The organism is Caballeronia fortuita (assembly GCF_001544835.2).
In the GTDB taxonomy this organism is placed as follows: Bacteria; Pseudomonadota; Gammaproteobacteria; order Burkholderiales; family Burkholderiaceae; genus Caballeronia; species Caballeronia fortuita.
In genome coordinates this window covers 257,977-273,583 of sequence record NZ_FCNX02000006.1, presented here as the reverse complement: position 1 = coordinate 273,583, position 15,607 = coordinate 257,977, and the positions used below count along the sequence as shown (strand labels likewise).

Genomic DNA, 15,607 nt, shown 5'->3' with positions numbered 1-15,607 from the left:
GTCTTATGCGACGCTTTCATTGAAAGAAACTTTCCCGGCACGTGGATCGGAATATAACAAGGAGACGACGATGAAGAGCATGCAGCGCCCGAGCGCGCCTGCGCATCCGTTCAAACCCCGAGCGGGTTTGCGCCTCGTCTTCGGCGGCGCGTTCGCCAGCATCACCGTGGCCGCGTGGGCGCAGACCGCCCCTGCTCCGCAAGCCGATACACCGCCCAACACCGAACTGCCTTCGATCATCGTGGTCGGCACGACACCGCTCATCGGCATCGGCACGCCGCTCGAGAAAGTCCCTGCGAACGTGCAGACGATCAAGGGCAAAGAGATCGAAGCGCAGCACTCGCCGACCATCACGAACTATCTGGAGAAGAACGTCGCGAGCGTCGATACCAACGATGCGCAAGGCAATCCGTGGCAGACCGACATCAACTATCGAGGCTTCACGGCTTCGCCCTTGCTCGGCACCCCGCAGGGCCTGTCGGTGTTCATGGACGGCGTGCGCATCAACGAGCCGTTCGGCGATGTCGTCAACTGGGATCTGATTCCGCAGGCCGCGATCCAGACGATGCAGATCATCCCAGGCTCGAACCCGACCTTCGGTCTCAACACGCTCGGCGGCGCCGTGGCGGTGACGACCAAGAACGGGCGCAGCAATCCGGGCGGCAACGTCGATGTCGGCTTCGGCTCGTTCGGTCGCAAGTACGCGCAGATCGAGCAAGGCGGTGTGATCGGCGATCATCTCGACTACTACTTCACCGCGAACATCACCAACGACAACGGCTGGGCCGATCACAACGCGAGCAAGCTGCGTCAGGCCTTCGGCAAGATCCGCTACACCGACGCCGACACGACGATCTCCGTTTCGATGGGCGGCGCCGACAACACGCTGAATGGCTCGCAGACGATTCCGCGTTCGTTCATGGACAACTTCCGTCAGGCCTACACGTTCCCCGACACGAACGAAAATCAGATCGGCTATCTGACGATCAATGCCGAGCATTACTTCACGCCGAACGTGCAGTTGAGCGGCAACGTGTACTACCGCCACTATCGCAACAAGAACACCAGCTCGAACGTCAACGACGATTTCGATCCCAATGGCGACGATGCCGACGAACTCGCGCAAGCCTTCAACGATCAGTCGGTGATCGTGACCGACAGCTACGGCGCGAGTCTGCAGCTCACGCTGCTCAACAAGCTGTTCGGCCGTGACAACCAGTTGGTGATCGGCGCGGCGGGCGACTTCGCCAATTCGCATTTCACGCAGGCGGAGCAGGCGGCGACATTCGAGGATAACCGCGCGACCATCGGCACCGGCCCGTTCGCGCCGACGACCGATGCGAAGACACACAACTCGAACCTCGGCATCTACTTCGAGAACACGTTCTCCTTCAACGAACAATGGTCGATGACGCTCGCCGGGCGCTACAACTGGGCGAAGGCGACCATCGGCGACGAAAGCGGCGTGCAGCCGCTGCTCGATGGAAATCACACGTTCTCGCGCTTCAATCCGGCCGTGGGCTTCAACTGGAATCCGACGCCGTACTTCACCGCATACGCGACGTACAACGAAGGCATGCGCTCGCCGACCGCCATCGAGCTGGCATGCGCGGACCCGGCGGCGCCGTGCTCGTTGCCGAACGATTTCATCGCGGACCCGGACCTGAAGCCGGTCATCTCGAAGACGTTCGAAGTGGGCGCGCGCGGACGTATCGGCGGTCATACGACATGGAGCGCGGCCGCCTACAGCACGACGCTCACCGACGACATCCAGTTCGTGAGCGCGCAAGGCGCGGGCAGCACGCTCGGCTATTTTCAGAACGTGGGCAAGACGCGGCGGCAGGGCTTCGAACTCGCGGGCCGCACGCAATGGGGACCGGTCGGCGTCGCGGCGAGCTATAGCTACGTGAACGCGACGTATCGATCGACGTGGACGGAAAGCAGCGCGAGCAATTCGAGCGCGGATGCCGACGGCAATATCACCGTGCACTCGGGCGATCGCATTCCGGGCATTCCGGCGAACACGGTGAAGATGCGCATCGACTACAGCCCGTTTGCGCAGTGGAACATCGGCACGAACCTCACGTATCGCAGCAACATCTTCGCGCGCGGCGACGAGAACAATCAGGACGTCAACGGCAGCGTCGCGGGCTACTTCCTGATCGATCTCGACACGACCTACAACGTGACCAAGCAACTCCAGGTCTACGCGACGGTGAAGAACCTGCTGAACAAGCGCTATGCGAACTTCGCGATCCTCGGCGAGAACTTCTTCGACGGACCGAACCACACGTTCAACAACGGCGCGACGATCAATGAGCAGTTTCTCGGCGTAGGCGCGCCGCGCGGCGTGTGGGTCGGGATGCGGTATGCGTGGAAGTGAGGCGTGAAACGTGAGACAGCGCGCACCGCGCTCGCTCAACGCCCGACAATCGACCCCGCGCTCGGCGGATACGTCACGATGCCCCACGCGAGCGGCAACTCGCCGATCTGCTTGACTTCCTTGTAGTCGGAGCCGTCGAGCACATAGACCGCGTTCGAACGCCCGCAGGCGAGCAGGAGCTTCGAGCCGTCCGGCGTGAAGCTGAAGTGCCAGCAACGCTGACCGACGGGCACGTCCTGCATATGCTCGTAAGTCGAGCCGTCGAAGACCTGCAAGGTCTTGTCGCGCGATGCCGCAACCAGCAGCCGCTTGCCCGACGGATCGAACGAAACGCCATACGGGCCGGTCTTCGTATCGACGGTCTTCACGGCCTTCAGGCTCGTGCCGTCGAGCACGACGAACTTGTTCGCGTTCTCGAGCGTGACGACGTATTGCTTGCCATTGGGCGAAGCCTTGATGCCGCGCGGACGCGAACCCTTGTCGAGCTTCACCGTGCGCACCGGCTTGCCCGTTCCGACGCGATACACCGACACCGTATCGTCGCCTTCGTTGGTCACGAGGATCAGCTTGCCGTCCGGCGAAAATTCGACGCCCTCGGTCTCGTGGCCGCTCTTGACCGAATGCGTGACCTTCATCGTCTTCAGATCGACGATGGCGATCTCGGCGGGCGGCGAGTTGGCGTCGTCGTCGTCCTTCTCGGGCTGGCCCGGCTTCGGCGGACCGCCGCTTTCGCCTGGCTCGTACGTCACATACGCATAGCCGCCGAAGACGCGCACGAACTCGGGATTCTTGCCGATCTTCGCGCGCCGCGTGACCTTGCCCGTCGACGTATCGATCTCCGAGAGATCGCTCGTCGCCTTGTTCGCCACGTAGAGACGCGTGCCGTCCTTGTTGAGCGAGAGACCGCGCGGACCATCCTTGCCGATATCCCAGGTCTTCGCGAGCGCGAGGCTGTCGAGATCGATCACGCCGACGCCGGCGTTTTCCGTCGTCACGTAGGCGGTCGGCGCGGCGGCATGCGCGGCGTTCACGGTGAATGCGAAGGCAAGCGACGCCGCGATCACCGGCGCGCGAGCAGAGCGCGCCGCCTTGATTCTGACTTGCATGGTCATCTCCAGCGGTTCCGATACGTGTCGATTGATTGTTCGTGTGCGTGGGCCCAACTTAGCCCAATCGGCGCGGCCGTGGCAACGGCATCGGCCGGGAGAAATTCCCGAATTGCATCGGCATCGCTTTGAACGCGATATCAGCGCGTAGCGGACGCATCGCTCGCGAGCAGATCGACGAGCGCCTTCGCGCCACGCTTCCACGACAGATCCGTGTTGCCGCGTATGTCGACCGAACGTTGGAAGAGCATCGTGCCGCTGTCCGCGTCTTCGACGCGCAGGTTCATGTTGAGGATGAGGTTGCTGATCTTCTGCACCCAGCACACGCCGACGCGCGACGCGCCCAGCGCCTTCGCCACGCGCCGCTCGCAGCCATTGCAGGCGTTCATGTGCTGCGTGTTCTTCAGCGTCGCGATGAGATCGCCGGCCTGCGCATTGTCGGCAACGCGAAAGAGCGCGCGCTCGCGCAGATCGTCGCGCAACACGCCGCTCAGCATCGCAAGACGCGCGGTCTGAATGCGGTCGGTCTCGGCATCGTTATAGGCAGCGTTATCGTCGATGAGCGTGCAGTCGAGCATCGCGATGGATTGCGGCGCGCTTTGCGCATGCGCGCCCGTCACGACGATGGCAAGCGCGAGCGCGGACATCGCGCGGACAATGTGTGTCATGTCGACGGCCTCGATGAAGGAACTACGCGCAAAAAGCAGATCGCGTGCCTATCGCGTGCCTGTTGTCACGATGCCGCGCGCAAGGCTTCATCGGCGAGCGCGAGCCGCGAGGCCATCATCTTCACGACGAAGCGATGCCATTCCTGCGCGGTCAACGGATCGTCGAGTTCCAGCTTGCGCAGACCGGCGAGCGTGAGACGGCGCAGGCGCGCGGGCTCGTCTGCGACGACATCGGCGCTGCGCGGCGCGTGCGTGTACACGGCCATCTCGCCGATGACCGTCCCTGGTCCGAACGAACGCAGCCGCACCGAGCGGCCATCGGCGAGCGGCAGCGACACCGTCACGCGCCCTTCTTCGACGATGTAAAGCGCATCGCCCGCGTCGCCGCGGCGAAAGAGCGCCTCGCCCGCGCCCACTTCGCATACATCGAGAAAGTCGGCCAGTCCGCGCAGCGCGTGCGCCGAAAAATGCGGCGCGAACATCGCACGAAAGTCGCCGCCCGCGACGCGCGGTTCGAGCGCGACCGTCGACGTCGCAAGCTGCTGCGCTTCGATCCATTCGAGGCCCGCGTCGAGCGTATCGAATTCGTGGATGCCGAGTGCGAGCGCGCCGGTTCGCCCGAGCAGCACGCGCGAGTTGCGCGGCAATGCGGTCAGCACGAGATCGGCGCCGATCGCCGCGCACGCCTGACGCAGCTTCACGAATGCGAGCGACACGGACGCGTCCATGCCGTTGGTCCATGCGAAATCGAGCACGACGTAACGCACCGGACGCGGTCCGTGCGAGCGGATGCGCTCGCGGATACGCTGCAGCATCGAATTCGCCGATCCGAAGAAGAGAAATCCTTGCAGGCACACGCCGCAAATCTGATCGCCACGCTCGATCAGCAAACGCGTTTCCTCGATGCTGCGCTCGACATTCGACGTGCGCGTGCGGCCATCGAACTCCATGCGCACGCAGCCCGCGCGGCCATAAAGCAGCGCGAACGTGACGCACGCCGCGACCACGCCCGCGACGACGCCCGCGATCACGCCATAGAACGCGATCACTGCGAGGATGAGCGGCACGAGCAGATATTCATGCCACGTGAGCTTGCGATATGCGCCGACGAGCCAGTCCACCATCAGACGCAAGCCCATGTAGATCTGCATGCCGACGAGCACGGGCACCGGAAAGAGCGAGACGAGATCGGGCGATGCGATCAGCAGAAAGAGACACGCGAGCGCGGCGAATACACCTGCCGCGCGGCTCGTCGCGCCGGCGCGCGCGTTGAGCATCGAGCGGTTGTACGACTGATAGCCGACCATGCCGCCGAAAAGGCCGCTCGCGATGTTCGCGAGGCCGGCCGCGCGCATCTCGCGATTGAGGTCGATGTCCTGCCCGGTCGCCGCGCCCATCGCGGTCGAATTCATGATGATCGTGATCGCCGACACCGACGTGACGATGAGCGTCTCGGGCAGATGCGCGACGATCGCGTGCCAGTCGATCTCGCCGCGTGCGAGCGACGATGGCAGATGCAGCTCCGGAATATGCAGCGCATGCGTCGGCACATGCTGAAGCAGGAGGCCCATGTCGCGCGCATCGTCGGGCGAGATGCCGGCGATGCGCAGCAGCGCATAGAAGAGCGCAATGCCGATGGCGAGCGTGATCGGCAATGCGGCAGCGTGACGCCAGGTGCGCGCGAGAATCGTCGCGAGCGCGCTGACGAAGAGCGCCGGCGTCCACGCGAGCCAGTGCAGTTGCGCGAGCTTCGGCAGCGTGTGCCAGTCGGGCGCGACACCCGTCAGCACGCGAAACGCGCCCGCGATCAGCAGATAGCCGGTGCCCGCGAGAAAGCCGCCCATCACCGGATACGGAAGAAACTGCAAGCTGCGGCTGCGCTTGGATGAACCAATCGCGAAAAGAATGAGGCCTGTCACGAGCGAGCACAACGCGATGGCGACGAGCACCGTCAACAGGATCACCGTGGGCGTGCCGCCGTTCGCGCGCACGCTGCTCGCGACGCCCGCCGCGACACCGACGAGAAACGCCGTCGCGTTGCTGTCCGGCCCGCCGATGTTCATGCGCATCGAGCTCGTCACCGCGATGACGAACGCCGTGACGATGCAGCTCACGAGGGCGGTCGGCACGCCGAGCTCGGCATAGCGCGCGAGGTCGGCGCTGAAGATGAGCGTGCCGAGACTCATTGCGTAGCACAGCATCATCAACGTGGACACGGTGCCCGCCGTGATGTCGCCGACGAGCGCGGCCGCGCGCGGCATGGCGCGCGCGAGAACCGTGCGATGTGTCGTGGCTGGCTTCACGGCGCCTCCCGTATCGGGACAAGGGCAGACGTATGCGATCGAACGCGAAGTGCGCCGGAAAGTATCCGCCGCGCGCGAAGACGCTGTCAATTTCCCGCAGCCTGCACTCGTTTCTTCTGACGTGAGTGCGCTGGGTGGATTCGCCGCGCCAACAGGAGTAACGTTGTTTTGCGAGCGAACACTACAAAGGAGGCGATCATGCCCGACGATCCCGCTCAATGGCACGTCTTCGAATACGAAGGTTTTGAAATTCACGTGCAGCCGCTGCAAAAGCCGACGCCCGAGCACGCGCCGCCGAGTGCGATCACGCGTTACGTGTATATCGGACATGTGTGCAGGCCGGGCGCGAATGCCGACGTGCCGGGCGAAGCGGTGCACTTTCACGCCGACGGCGACGATGCGTACAAGAGCGCGCAAGATGCAGTCGACGATGCGCGGCATATCGGCAAGAGCATCGTCGATGGCACGCATCCCGATCTTTCCGTGTTGCCGCTCGTATCGCATCAACATCATCCGGGATGACGAACGAACGCATGGAACCATCATCCGGCGACGCGCGCGTCGAAAGCCTGAGTGCGATCACGCTGGCGACGCGCGATATGCCGCGCGCGGTGCGCTTCTATGAAGCGCTCGGCTTTCGTATCGTGCATGGCGGCGCGAGCGAAGCCTTCACGTCGTTCGCGCTCGGCAGTTCGTTTCTCAACCTCACCACCGAGACGCATGCCCCGATTCATTTCTGGGGCCGCGTCATCGTCTATGTGTCCGATGTGGACGCGTTCTATCGGCAAGCACAGGCGCGTGGCATCGAGCCGCAATTCGCACCGCGCGATGCGCCCTGGAACGAGCGCTACTTCCATCTCACCGATCCCGACGGTCACGAACTCAGCTTCGCGCGTCCGCTGTAACGCTCGAGTCGGGCATGGCGTTCGCTTTATCTCAAGTGACGGGTAACGAACGCGTCGAACATTTCATATGAACGATCGCGCACATACCCTCGCAACACGTTGCACGACGATGGCTTCAACGGCGAAGGCGAAAAGAAGCGCGCTGTTGCTATTTCGCAAAAACGGGCACGGCTCAGGATTTGAAGCGTAGAGTTCAAGTGCTTTGTCAAGAACGTGGTGCGTCGCGGCAGGGGTTTTACTGGTAGGGCTTCAAACACCGGCGAGTTCGGCCGTTATCCCTATCATGAATGCCGCGTGCTGGAGACTGAGATGAAATGCGCGAACGAGCAGTCCCTTCGTTATCAGGTAGAAAAATGGCTGGCGCCGGGCAGCATGCCGGTGCATGTGAGGCAGTTCAGCCGCACGCGTTCGGACAGGCGGCGCTATGTCTGCGTCGAGGCGCTGCACGGTGCGGTATCGCGAGCGCTGTTCTTCTTCCGTCACGATGACGGCCACTGGTGCGTTTATCCGCCCGCGCCGAAACAGAGCAACATGCGCAGCGAAAGACTCGCGGCATGACGCGCTTCACAATCACGCTCTAAAAACGCATGTTGTTGAGGAACTGGAACCACATCGTGCCGAACGGGTTTGACGCATCGGCGGGAGCAGCGTCCTTCTCTTCATCTTTCTTTACCGCGCGCTCTTCCTCCCGCTCTTCTTTCTCTTCCCTCGCCTGACGCGACTCGTGCAGCGCGATCGCGCTATCCGCGATCTGCCGCGCGGCAGGCTCGTCGCATTGCGCGCCGAGCAGCACGCCGAAGACGACATCGCGGTTATGCCCTTGCGATGCGAAGCGCATGGCAAGCGACACACGTTGCGCACAGAGCGCTTCGCGTTCGGCTTCTTCCTGACGCACGCGTTCTTCCCAGCGACGCATCTCTTCGGTATAGATGCGGTCGTACACCTCGCGTTGCGCGCGATCGGAAAGAATGGCGTAGGCCTCTTTGATCTCGAGAAACTTTGCGCGTGCGGCGTCTTCATTGCCGACATTGCGATCGGGGTGGCAGCGCATCGCCGCCTTGCGATACGCGCGTTTGATGTCTTCTTCGGTGGCGTGCTCGTCGACGCCTAGCGTTTCGTATAGCGTTGCCATCGTCCGTTGAATGAGTGCGGGTCGCGAAGCATCGTAACACGCTAAAAACGGGGTCTTTTCATGCGATGCGGCATTGCAACACGAACCTCAACGCCCCGTGATCGTGCGGGCGGCCTTGCTTCCGAGCGTATCGAAGATGGCGCGCGCCGGCTTTAGATATCGTCCGATGTGAACGCGGATATTGATCACGCCCGCGATGAAGATCGCGAGCGTCAGCAGCACGTAATCGCGTCTCCCGGGCACGACGCCATAACGCGTGTGCAGCAGCACGAAGACGATCCACGCGAACGCCGGCGCATGCAGCGTCCAGTGGCGTTGCGCGAAATGCCACGCCATGCGGCGCACGTCGCGCCGCGATGCGCGATCGAGACCGGCGAACTCGGGACGTCGGCTGAAATAGAAAGGCATAGTGTCGGATTCAACTGCGCGTCACAAACGGCTGCGACAATCGCGAATTTCCCTCGTTCAGCATAACTGCTCTGTCCTTTCCTTACGATGGCGCTTTCAATCGACGATATCCGGCATCTCTTCGACAAACACGGTTCGATCGCCTATAGCGGCGAACCGGTTAGCCAGTTGCAGCACGCATTGCAAACCGCGACGCTCGCCGAAGCGTCGGGCGCGAGCCGCGAGCTGATCGTCGCGTCCTTGCTGCACGATCTCGGGCACTTGCTGAACCTGCAGGGCGAGACACCGAGCAAACGCGGCATCGACGATTTGCATCAATACTTCGCGCTGCCGTTCCTGCGTCCGCTTTTCTCCGATGCCGTGCTCGAACCGATTCGCCTGCATGTCGACGCGAAGCGCTGCCTGTGCGCGATCGATGCGTCGTATCACGCGCGGCTGTCGGCGGATTCGGTGCGCAGTCTGCAATTGCAAGGCGGCATATTCGACGATGAAACCGCGCAGGCGTTCCTCGCGAAGCCCTACGCGCGCGATGCCATCGCGTTGCGACGCTGGGACGATGAAGCGAAGGACGCACAGCGCGTCACGCCCGAGCTGGAGCACTTCATGGGAATCGCGCGGAGCGTGATGCTGGCTTAGTCAGGCGGCGCTGGTCGAAGAACGTCCGTGCGCGTAACGCGCTAGACTGTGCGCCATGCACTCATCCCCTTTTCATCGCGCCGTTCGCGCGCACGCGGGCGCGGCATCTTGAGGGGCGGCAACTTTCGCATCACCGCCGCCGTCGTCGCTTCGGCCCTTTTCATGCAGAACATGGACGGCACGATCGTCGCGACCGCCATCCCGGCGATGGCCCGCGATCTCAACGTCGACGCCGTTCATCTCTCGAGCGCGATCACTGCATATCTGGTCGCGCTAACCGTCTTCATTCCGGCAAGCGGCTGGGTCGCCGACCGCTTCGGCGCGCGCCGCGTGTTCATGTGGGCGATCGCAACCTTCACGCTCGCGTCGATCGCGTGCGCCGCCGCGATGAATCTGCCGCAATTGCTCGCCGCGCGCGTCGTGCAAGGTCTCGGCGGCGCGATGATGGTGCCCGTCGGCCGTCTGATCCTGTTTCGCGGCGTCAAGCGAGAAGAATTGCTCCAAGCGACGACGTGGCTCACCATGCCCGCGCTCGTCGGCCCGCTGCTCGGCCCGCCGCTCGGCGGTTTCCTCACCGACGCGCTCTCGTGGCGGAGCATCTTCTGGGTCAACGTGCCGGTGGGCATCGCCGGGATGGTGCTCACGTGGAAGCTGCTGCCGCCGTCGCCGCCCGAGGACCGCACGCCGCCCGATCTGCGCGGCATGGTGATGTCGGGCGCATCGCTCACGCTCTTCATGGTCGGCATTGAAAGCGCGGGCCGCGGCGTGTTGCCGGCGGGCGCGCCGTGGGTTTGCGTCGCCGCCGGACTGCTGCTTTTTCGCGCGACGGTGCTGCACTGCCGACGCGTGCCGAATCCGGCCATCGACTTCTCGCTGCTGTCGATTCCCACCTTCCACGCCGCGACGGTCGCGGGGAGTCTGTTTCGCGCCGGCGCAGGCGCGCTGCCCTTTCTCGTACCGCTGACGCTGCAGACGGGCTTCGGCTATAGCGCGACGGCGAGCGGTCTCGTCACGTTCGCGAGCGCGCTCGGCTCGTTCTGCATGCGCCCGATGACGTCGCTCGCGCTGCGGCATTTTTCGGTCCGCACGGTGTTGTGCTCGGGCAGCGTCGTGTTCGCGGCCGTGCTGCTCGCCTGCTCGACGATGTCGCAAGCCTGGCCCGCCGCCGGGATCTTCCTGCTCTTATTGCTGGGCGGACTCGGCCGCTCGCTCAGTTTCGCGACGATGGGCGCGCTCGCTTTCGCCGACGTACCCAAGCCGCGCCTCGCCGCGGCAACCTCATTTCAGGGCACCGCGCAGCAGTTGATGAAGGCGGTCGGCGTGACCGTCGCGTCCGGCACGATCCAGGCGACGATGCTCGTTTCGGGCAGCGCGCACACCGGGCGCTGGCAACTGGCGTGTGGATTCATCGTGACCGCGCTCGTCGTTCTGGCTTCCCTGCCGATGTTCACGCGTCTATCGGCGGACGCCGGCGAAGGCATTTCGATGCCCGCCGCCAAGCGCGTTGAACGCACCTAAGTCGACGCGTAATTCATTCCGATTCCCGGGACGAAACATCATATTTAAGACAAGTACATGATCCGCAAGGCTTTTTTATGAGGCTATAATGCGACTCCGCTTTGATCTGTCCATCCGATGCGCCGTGTCCTTGTCATCTTTGCCGCCTTTGCCTTCTCGCTGAGCACCGCGCCGGTCGCGCACGCTCAGGAAAACCCGCTCGCCGCCAGCGACGCGCTGGCGCAATCGGCCGGCGCGCAAGACCCCAAGGCGGATCAGGCAAGTCACAAGATTTCGGAGATGCTCACGCGCAAATTCGGCGTGGCGCGCGAGAAGGCGCAGACCATCGCGTCGGCGGTCATGTCGTCCGCATCGAAATATTCGCTTCCCCCGGCGCTGCTGCTCGCCATCATCTCGATCGAATCGCGCTTCAAGGAAACGGCACGCGGGCCCAACAATGCGACGGGGCTGATGCAAGTGGTGCCGTCGGCGCACAAGAAGCTCGTGCGCAACGTGGATTTGACGGACCCCGAGGACAATATCGAAACGGGATCGGCCATTCTGCACGGCTATGTGAAATCCGCTCAGGGCGACGTCGACGCCGCGCTGAAGAGCTACGGCGGCTCGCGCGCCTACGCCGAAAAGGTCAGCTTGCGCGCAAAAAGCTTTGAACCGGCGGCATCCGTCGAAGCTGCGTCGGCAAGCGGTCGATAAACTTCCGTCTTGCGCCGGTCATGGCGCTTCGACTCCTTCGTTCTTCCTTCTTCAATTCGATACCGCGCCGCCGCCAGGCGGATGCCGCATTGACGTCCCGATGACATCGCGGCGATCGCACCCGCGCGCGCGGACTTCGCATCAGTACGCCTTTTGCGAGCCGCTGCCGTCCGACTTCGTACCGCCCGAATTCATGTTGCCGTTGTTCGGCGCGCTGCGTTGCACGGTGCCCTGATCCTGGCCCATCCCGTTATTCACGCCGTTGCCCATGCCGCTCTTGGCGCCAGTCCCGGTACCAGTCGATCCATCCGACGAGCCGCCCATGCCGGTGCCGCCCATGCCGACGCCGCCGCCCTTGCCGCCCGCCGCCGATCCGCTGCCCGAGGAGCCGTTGCCACCCGCGCCCATCGAACCGCCTGCAGCAGCGCCTCCACCCGCGCCGCCGCCCGCACCGCCGCCGCCCGCGCCGCCGCCCGCCTGCGCATAGACGCCGCCAGACAGGCCCAGCACCAGCGCCGAGATCACCAACTTCTTCGTAGTCGCATTCATCGCAAGTCTCCCAAGTGTGCGTGCCGGTCGTCGCGTATCGGATGCAACAACCGTGAACGCTTTAGCGCAAGGGACGTGCCGCGCCTTTCATCATCCAGTCAGTAGCCGCACGGGACGTAGGCGTTGCGATAGTTGTCGTAACAGTAGCCAGGCGGTTGCGCGGGCTGCGCATAGACCGGCTGCGCATAAGCGGGTTGAACGTAGGCAGGTTGCTGATAGACGGGCTGCGCATTGGCGACCGACGTCACCAGCGCGCCGAGCACCGCGCCGCCGATCAACGCACCGACGATCGCGCCGCCGTCGCCTCCACCGCCACCACCGCGATGACCGCCGCCATATCCATGCGCCGATGCCTGACCCGCTGCCGTCAGACTTCCGATCATCAACAAGACGAGTGCTGCGCGTTTCATAAGTTTCTCCATTTCCCGTCGGCCGGGTTCATGGAAGTCATCTTAAGCAGACAGCGAAGAAATAACTGCACCAGTTGGTAACCGTGCATTTCAACGATTACAAATAGGCGGTTCAAAAACTCGTCTGATCCGGAATTTCAGTTCGGATGCCGAATTACCCTGGGCGGCGTTACACCCGTAACAAGTCGCGCGATCTATCCGGTAAGTAAAGATGTCGACTAAAGAAGAAGCAGCCGCTTTTACCGTGCTCGTTTCATTTGCTCGCCACTGGTTACCGTTTGTCACCAGAACGTCGTCAACGATTTCGGCCGACGCGGCGTTTTCACCGTCAGCGCGGCGCATTGCGCGCCACGCGTCCTCGAATAAAAGATCAAGGGAGTTCCAAACCATGAAGAAGATCGTCGCTGCTCTCGCATCCGTCATGCTCGTCTCCACTGCATTCGCGCAAACCGCCGCAACCGACGCCGGCAAAGCGCAACTGAAGGCAAACAACGAAAAAGCCGAAGCTCAGGCAACCGCCAACAAGAAGAAGGCCGACGCGCAACACGACGCCGCGAAGGCGCAGGCATCGGCGAACGAGGACAAGGCATCGGCGCAAGCCGACGCCAACAAGGAAGCCGCGAAGGTAGCGCAGGCGACCACGCCGGAACAAGCTTCCGACGCCCGCGGTGATGCCGCCAAGGCACAGGCGAAAGCCAACAAGAAAAAGCACGCTGCACAGTCGAAGGCCGACAAGAAAAAGCAGGACGCAGCGAAGGATGCCAACGTGGCGCAAGCGAAGGCCGACAAGGAAAAAGTCGAAGCGCAAAACGACGCGAACAAGTCGGCCGCCGATGCGAAGGTCGATGCGGCAAAGAAGTAAGGGAGGTCCGCGCCCTCGCATCGCGCACTGGGCATTGCATAACGAATAAACCAGTGCGTTTCGATTCAGGCGAGCTTTCGGGCTCGCCTTTTTCTTTTCTTCGGATTCGATGTTCGCAGTTCGTCTAAAGGTAAAGCTCTACCTGCCGATCTCCTCGCGCGGCTTATCATGCGTTGAAAAGAGAATACGAAGGAGACGCGCATCATGCGAACGCTCACCGATCAGCTATCCCGCTATGCTGAATATCATCGCGACAGGCGTAACGTCGCCACGCACTTCGTCGGCATTCCGCTGATCGTGCTAGCGACCGCCGCGCTGTTGAGCCGGCCCGCGTGGCCCGTGTTGTCGGGCGCGTTTCTGCTCACGCCCGCATGGGTGCTGTTTGCGCTCGCGACGCTCTATTACCTGTGGCTCGATGTGCCGCTCGGCATCGGCATGGGAATCGTGTCCGCGTCGAGCGCGGGCTTCGGGCAATGGGCCGCATCGCACGGCACATCGATGTGGCTCGCCATCGGCATCGGCATGTTCGTGATCGGCTGGATATTCCAGTTCGTCGGGCACGTGCGCTATGAGCATCGCAAGCCCGCGTTCGTCGATGATATCGTCGGCTTGCTGATCGGCCCACTCTTCGTTCTGGTCGAGCTTCTGTTCGGCCTCGGTCTCATGCGCGATCTGCACGATGCGATTCGAAGTCGCTCCGCGCGCTGATCAATCCACGCGCTCGATTTCCTCCGCGACCGTCTCGTGCTCCGCGCTCGCGTGGTGCTCGCTCATCGGCATGGTCTGTTTGCGCGAGCGCTCGCGCATCACGAGACGCGCGCTATGCACGCCCGTCAGCGCGACGGCGATCCAGATCGGCACATAAGTCCCGAGTTGTCGCGTGGAAAACGGCTCGCCGAGCAGCAGCACCGCAACGCCGACGAGCAACACCGGCTCCACGTAACCCAGAATGCCGAAGAGCGCGAGCGGCAAATGGCGGCTCGCGCGCAGATACGACGCGAGCGCGATCGTGCTCAACGCGCCGAGTCCGGCAAGCAGCAGCCACAGATGGGGCTGGCTCGCGACCTCCGCGACCGCGCCGCGCATGAACAGCATGACCACGGCGACGGGCGACATCAGCATGATCTCCACCGCGAACGACACGAGCGGGTCCGCATTGAGCCTGCGCCGCAACATGAAGTACGGCGGATAGCCAAGCATCACGACGAGCGTCGGCCACGCGAACGCGTGCGTGACGATCAGTTCATGCGCGACGCCGATGGCCGCCGCCGCCACGCCCGCCCACTGGAAACCGTCGAGCCGCTCGCCGTAGTGGAAGCGCCCTAGCAGCACCATCGCGAGCGGCAAAAGAAAATAGCCGAGCGATACCTCGAGCGCGCGCCCGTGCAACGGCGCCCAAAGGAAGATCCACAACTGCACGCCGAGCAATGCGGCTTCAATGGCCGAAAGCAGCAGCAATCGCGGCGTCTTGGCGAGCCTCGCCACGAGCGCGCATAATTGCGGCCAGCGCTTTCGCGCCACGACGAGCGCGAGCGCGCCCGGCAAGGTCCACACGATACGCCACGCGAAGATGTCGAGGCCGTCGAGCGGCGCGAGCCATTTCGTATAGCCCGACATCAGCGCGAAAAGCGTGGATGCCGCGACGGACAGCGCGATGCCGCGCGCGAGTTCATGCTGGTTCATCGAGTAATACGCTGCGCGTCGAAGGTGAATGCAAGCCGAATGAAACTTGAACTGCGCATTCTAAACGTCATGCGCGCTTCTTCTTAAGAACACGCTTCAAAAAAGCACGCACGCGTGCCCGCTTTTTGCTTCCTCATGCTTCGCATTTCGGCATGAACTCTGCCGCATGATCGCTGTCACTTGCGGTTGTCTTTTGCCGGTCACGATGATCGGCGACTCTTGTCGGTCCGGCATTCGCAACCGGTCCGGTCCCGAAGTCCGGGCGGCACTCTTCACCGTCATCCGCTGCCCACGTCATTGAATCCGCAGCAACACGCGCCGTGTCTTCGTTTCGCAGAAGGCACGCGAAGA

The 15,607-nt window shown here is 63.1% G+C and carries 18 protein-coding genes; 9 read left to right on the top strand and 9 right to left on the bottom strand.

Translation table 11 applies throughout. The annotated features are described in order from the left end of the window. Positions 1-70: 70 nt before the first annotated feature. Positions 71-2,383 (top strand): TonB-dependent receptor, encoded by a 2,313-nt coding sequence (locus AWB77_RS13995; protein ID WP_061135028.1) that lies wholly within the window; start codon positions 71-73, stop codon positions 2,381-2,383. 35 nt (positions 2,384-2,418) lie between these two features. Here the strand turns inward: AWB77_RS13995 and AWB77_RS13990 are convergent, their stop codons facing one another. The 3 genes from AWB77_RS13990 to AWB77_RS13980 all read right to left on the bottom strand — a co-directional run bounded on the left by AWB77_RS13990 (position 2,419) and on the right by AWB77_RS13980 (position 6,418). After that, positions 2,419-3,489 carry a beta-propeller fold lactonase family protein gene (locus AWB77_RS13990; RefSeq protein WP_061135145.1) on the bottom strand — a complete coding sequence of 357 codons (1,071 nt, stop codon included), beginning with the start codon at positions 3,487-3,489 and terminating at the stop codon, positions 2,419-2,421. Between the two features lie 140 nt (positions 3,490-3,629). After that, complete coding sequence (locus tag AWB77_RS13985; protein WP_061135027.1) at positions 3,630-4,157, bottom strand: DUF3280 domain-containing protein; 528 nt, start codon at positions 4,155-4,157, stop codon at positions 3,630-3,632. A gap of 65 nt (positions 4,158-4,222) precedes the next feature. Beyond that, a complete protein-coding gene (locus tag AWB77_RS13980) occupies positions 4,223-6,418 on the bottom strand; it encodes a SulP family inorganic anion transporter (RefSeq protein WP_096031130.1) in 2,196 nt (731 codons plus the stop codon). Between the two features lie 240 nt (positions 6,419-6,658). Here AWB77_RS13980 and AWB77_RS13975 point away from each other — a divergent pair, with 240 nt between their 5' ends. The 3 genes from AWB77_RS13975 (at position 6,659) to AWB77_RS13965 (ending at position 7,923) form a co-directional block, all read left to right on the top strand. Beyond that, positions 6,659-6,982, top strand: a complete 324-nt coding sequence (locus tag AWB77_RS13975; protein WP_061135025.1) for a hypothetical protein — start codon at positions 6,659-6,661, stop codon at positions 6,980-6,982. Positions 6,983-6,993: 11 nt separating this feature from the next. Continuing rightward, positions 6,994-7,365, top strand: coding sequence for a VOC family protein (locus tag AWB77_RS13970; RefSeq protein WP_244158544.1), 372 nt, complete (start codon positions 6,994-6,996; stop codon positions 7,363-7,365). Between the two features lie 309 nt (positions 7,366-7,674). Further along, on the top strand, positions 7,675-7,923 hold the full coding sequence (locus tag AWB77_RS13965) for a hypothetical protein (RefSeq protein WP_061135023.1): 249 nt from the start codon (positions 7,675-7,677) through the stop codon (positions 7,921-7,923). Positions 7,924-7,942: 19 nt separating this feature from the next. On the opposite strand, the gene AWB77_RS13960 is transcribed toward AWB77_RS13965, so the two are convergent. Together AWB77_RS13960 and AWB77_RS13955 are read right to left on the bottom strand one after the other, a co-directional pair. Then, positions 7,943-8,497 carry a J domain-containing protein gene (locus AWB77_RS13960; protein WP_061135022.1) on the bottom strand — a complete coding sequence of 185 codons (555 nt, stop codon included), beginning with the start codon at positions 8,495-8,497 and terminating at the stop codon, positions 7,943-7,945. Positions 8,498-8,584: 87 nt separating this feature from the next. Next, entirely contained in the window at positions 8,585-8,905 is a 321-nt protein-coding gene (locus AWB77_RS13955) for a hypothetical protein (RefSeq protein ID WP_061135021.1), read from the bottom strand. An 87-nt stretch (positions 8,906-8,992) separates the two neighbouring features. Here AWB77_RS13955 and AWB77_RS13950 point away from each other — a divergent pair, with 87 nt between their 5' ends. The 3 genes from AWB77_RS13950 to AWB77_RS13940 all read left to right on the top strand — a co-directional run bounded on the left by AWB77_RS13950 (position 8,993) and on the right by AWB77_RS13940 (position 11,752). Next, on the top strand, positions 8,993-9,541 hold the full coding sequence (locus AWB77_RS13950) for a phosphonate degradation HD-domain oxygenase (protein ID WP_061135020.1): 549 nt from the start codon (positions 8,993-8,995) through the stop codon (positions 9,539-9,541). A 108-nt stretch (positions 9,542-9,649) separates the two neighbouring features. Continuing rightward, positions 9,650-11,059 (top strand): MFS transporter, encoded by a 1,410-nt coding sequence (locus AWB77_RS13945; protein WP_061135019.1) that lies wholly within the window; start codon positions 9,650-9,652, stop codon positions 11,057-11,059. A 117-nt stretch (positions 11,060-11,176) separates the two neighbouring features. Next, on the top strand, positions 11,177-11,752 hold the full coding sequence (locus AWB77_RS13940; protein ID WP_061135018.1) for a lytic transglycosylase domain-containing protein: 576 nt from the start codon (positions 11,177-11,179) through the stop codon (positions 11,750-11,752). Between the two features lie 141 nt (positions 11,753-11,893). Here AWB77_RS13940 and AWB77_RS13935 read toward each other — a convergent pair whose 3' ends face one another. The 3 genes from AWB77_RS13935 to AWB77_RS35785 form a co-directional block, all read right to left on the bottom strand. After that, the gene (locus AWB77_RS13935; protein ID WP_061135017.1) at positions 11,894-12,301 is read right to left on the bottom strand and encodes a hypothetical protein; all 408 of its coding nucleotides are present in this window, start codon (positions 12,299-12,301) and stop codon (positions 11,894-11,896) included. A gap of 98 nt (positions 12,302-12,399) precedes the next feature. Next, positions 12,400-12,711 (bottom strand): hypothetical protein, encoded by a 312-nt coding sequence (locus AWB77_RS13930; RefSeq protein ID WP_061135016.1) that lies wholly within the window; start codon positions 12,709-12,711, stop codon positions 12,400-12,402. Positions 12,712-12,801: 90 nt separating this feature from the next. Next, positions 12,802-13,101 (bottom strand): hypothetical protein, encoded by a 300-nt coding sequence (locus tag AWB77_RS35785; protein ID WP_157694809.1) that lies wholly within the window; start codon positions 13,099-13,101, stop codon positions 12,802-12,804. Between AWB77_RS35785 and AWB77_RS13925 the strand changes: the two genes are divergently transcribed. Together AWB77_RS13925 and AWB77_RS13920 are read left to right on the top strand one after the other, a co-directional pair. After that, entirely contained in the window at positions 13,100-13,573 is a 474-nt protein-coding gene (locus tag AWB77_RS13925) for a hypothetical protein (protein ID WP_061135015.1), read from the top strand. The two genes, AWB77_RS35785 and AWB77_RS13925, sit on opposite strands and share 2 nt — an antisense overlap. A 204-nt stretch (positions 13,574-13,777) precedes the next feature. Further along, positions 13,778-14,281, top strand: coding sequence for an Mpo1 family 2-hydroxy fatty acid dioxygenase (locus AWB77_RS13920; RefSeq protein WP_061135014.1), 504 nt, complete (start codon positions 13,778-13,780; stop codon positions 14,279-14,281). Here AWB77_RS13920 and rarD read toward each other — a convergent pair whose 3' ends face one another. After that, a complete protein-coding gene (gene rarD, locus AWB77_RS13915) occupies positions 14,282-15,256 on the bottom strand; it encodes an EamA family transporter RarD (protein WP_061135013.1) in 975 nt (324 codons plus the stop codon). Positions 15,257-15,607 lie beyond the last annotated feature (351 nt).

What these genes read in the sequence shown, in the direction of transcription:
- AWB77_RS13995 (WP_061135028.1), top strand. Translation starts at nt 71, where the DNA reads ATGAAGAGCATGCAGCGCCCGAGCGCGCCTGCGCATCCGTTCAAACCC.
- AWB77_RS13990 (WP_061135145.1), bottom strand. Translation starts at nt 3,489, where the DNA reads ATGCAAGTCAGAATCAAGGCGGCGCGCTCTGCTCGCGCGCCGGTGATC.
- AWB77_RS13985 (WP_061135027.1), bottom strand. Translation starts at nt 4,157, where the DNA reads ATGACACACATTGTCCGCGCGATGTCCGCGCTCGCGCTTGCCATCGTC.
- AWB77_RS13980 (WP_096031130.1), bottom strand. Translation starts at nt 6,418, where the DNA reads ATGCCGCGCGCGGCCGCGCTCGTCGGCGACATCACGGCGGGCACCGTG.
- AWB77_RS13975 (WP_061135025.1), top strand. Translation starts at nt 6,659, where the DNA reads ATGCCCGACGATCCCGCTCAATGGCACGTCTTCGAATACGAAGGTTTT.
- AWB77_RS13970 (WP_244158544.1), top strand. Translation starts at nt 6,994, where the DNA reads ATGGAACCATCATCCGGCGACGCGCGCGTCGAAAGCCTGAGTGCGATC.
- AWB77_RS13965 (WP_061135023.1), top strand. Translation starts at nt 7,675, where the DNA reads ATGAAATGCGCGAACGAGCAGTCCCTTCGTTATCAGGTAGAAAAATGG.
- AWB77_RS13960 (WP_061135022.1), bottom strand. Translation starts at nt 8,497, where the DNA reads ATGGCAACGCTATACGAAACGCTAGGCGTCGACGAGCACGCCACCGAA.
- AWB77_RS13955 (WP_061135021.1), bottom strand. Translation starts at nt 8,905, where the DNA reads ATGCCTTTCTATTTCAGCCGACGTCCCGAGTTCGCCGGTCTCGATCGC.
- AWB77_RS13950 (WP_061135020.1), top strand. Translation starts at nt 8,993, where the DNA reads ATGGCGCTTTCAATCGACGATATCCGGCATCTCTTCGACAAACACGGT.
- AWB77_RS13940 (WP_061135018.1), top strand. Translation starts at nt 11,177, where the DNA reads ATGCGCCGTGTCCTTGTCATCTTTGCCGCCTTTGCCTTCTCGCTGAGC.
- AWB77_RS13935 (WP_061135017.1), bottom strand. Translation starts at nt 12,301, where the DNA reads ATGAATGCGACTACGAAGAAGTTGGTGATCTCGGCGCTGGTGCTGGGC.
- AWB77_RS13930 (WP_061135016.1), bottom strand. Translation starts at nt 12,711, where the DNA reads ATGAAACGCGCAGCACTCGTCTTGTTGATGATCGGAAGTCTGACGGCA.
- AWB77_RS13925 (WP_061135015.1), top strand. Translation starts at nt 13,100, where the DNA reads ATGAAGAAGATCGTCGCTGCTCTCGCATCCGTCATGCTCGTCTCCACT.
- AWB77_RS35785 (WP_157694809.1), bottom strand. Translation starts at nt 13,101, where the DNA reads ATGGTTTGGAACTCCCTTGATCTTTTATTCGAGGACGCGTGGCGCGCA.
- AWB77_RS13920 (WP_061135014.1), top strand. Translation starts at nt 13,778, where the DNA reads ATGCGAACGCTCACCGATCAGCTATCCCGCTATGCTGAATATCATCGC.
- rarD (WP_061135013.1), bottom strand. Translation starts at nt 15,256, where the DNA reads ATGAACCAGCATGAACTCGCGCGCGGCATCGCGCTGTCCGTCGCGGCA.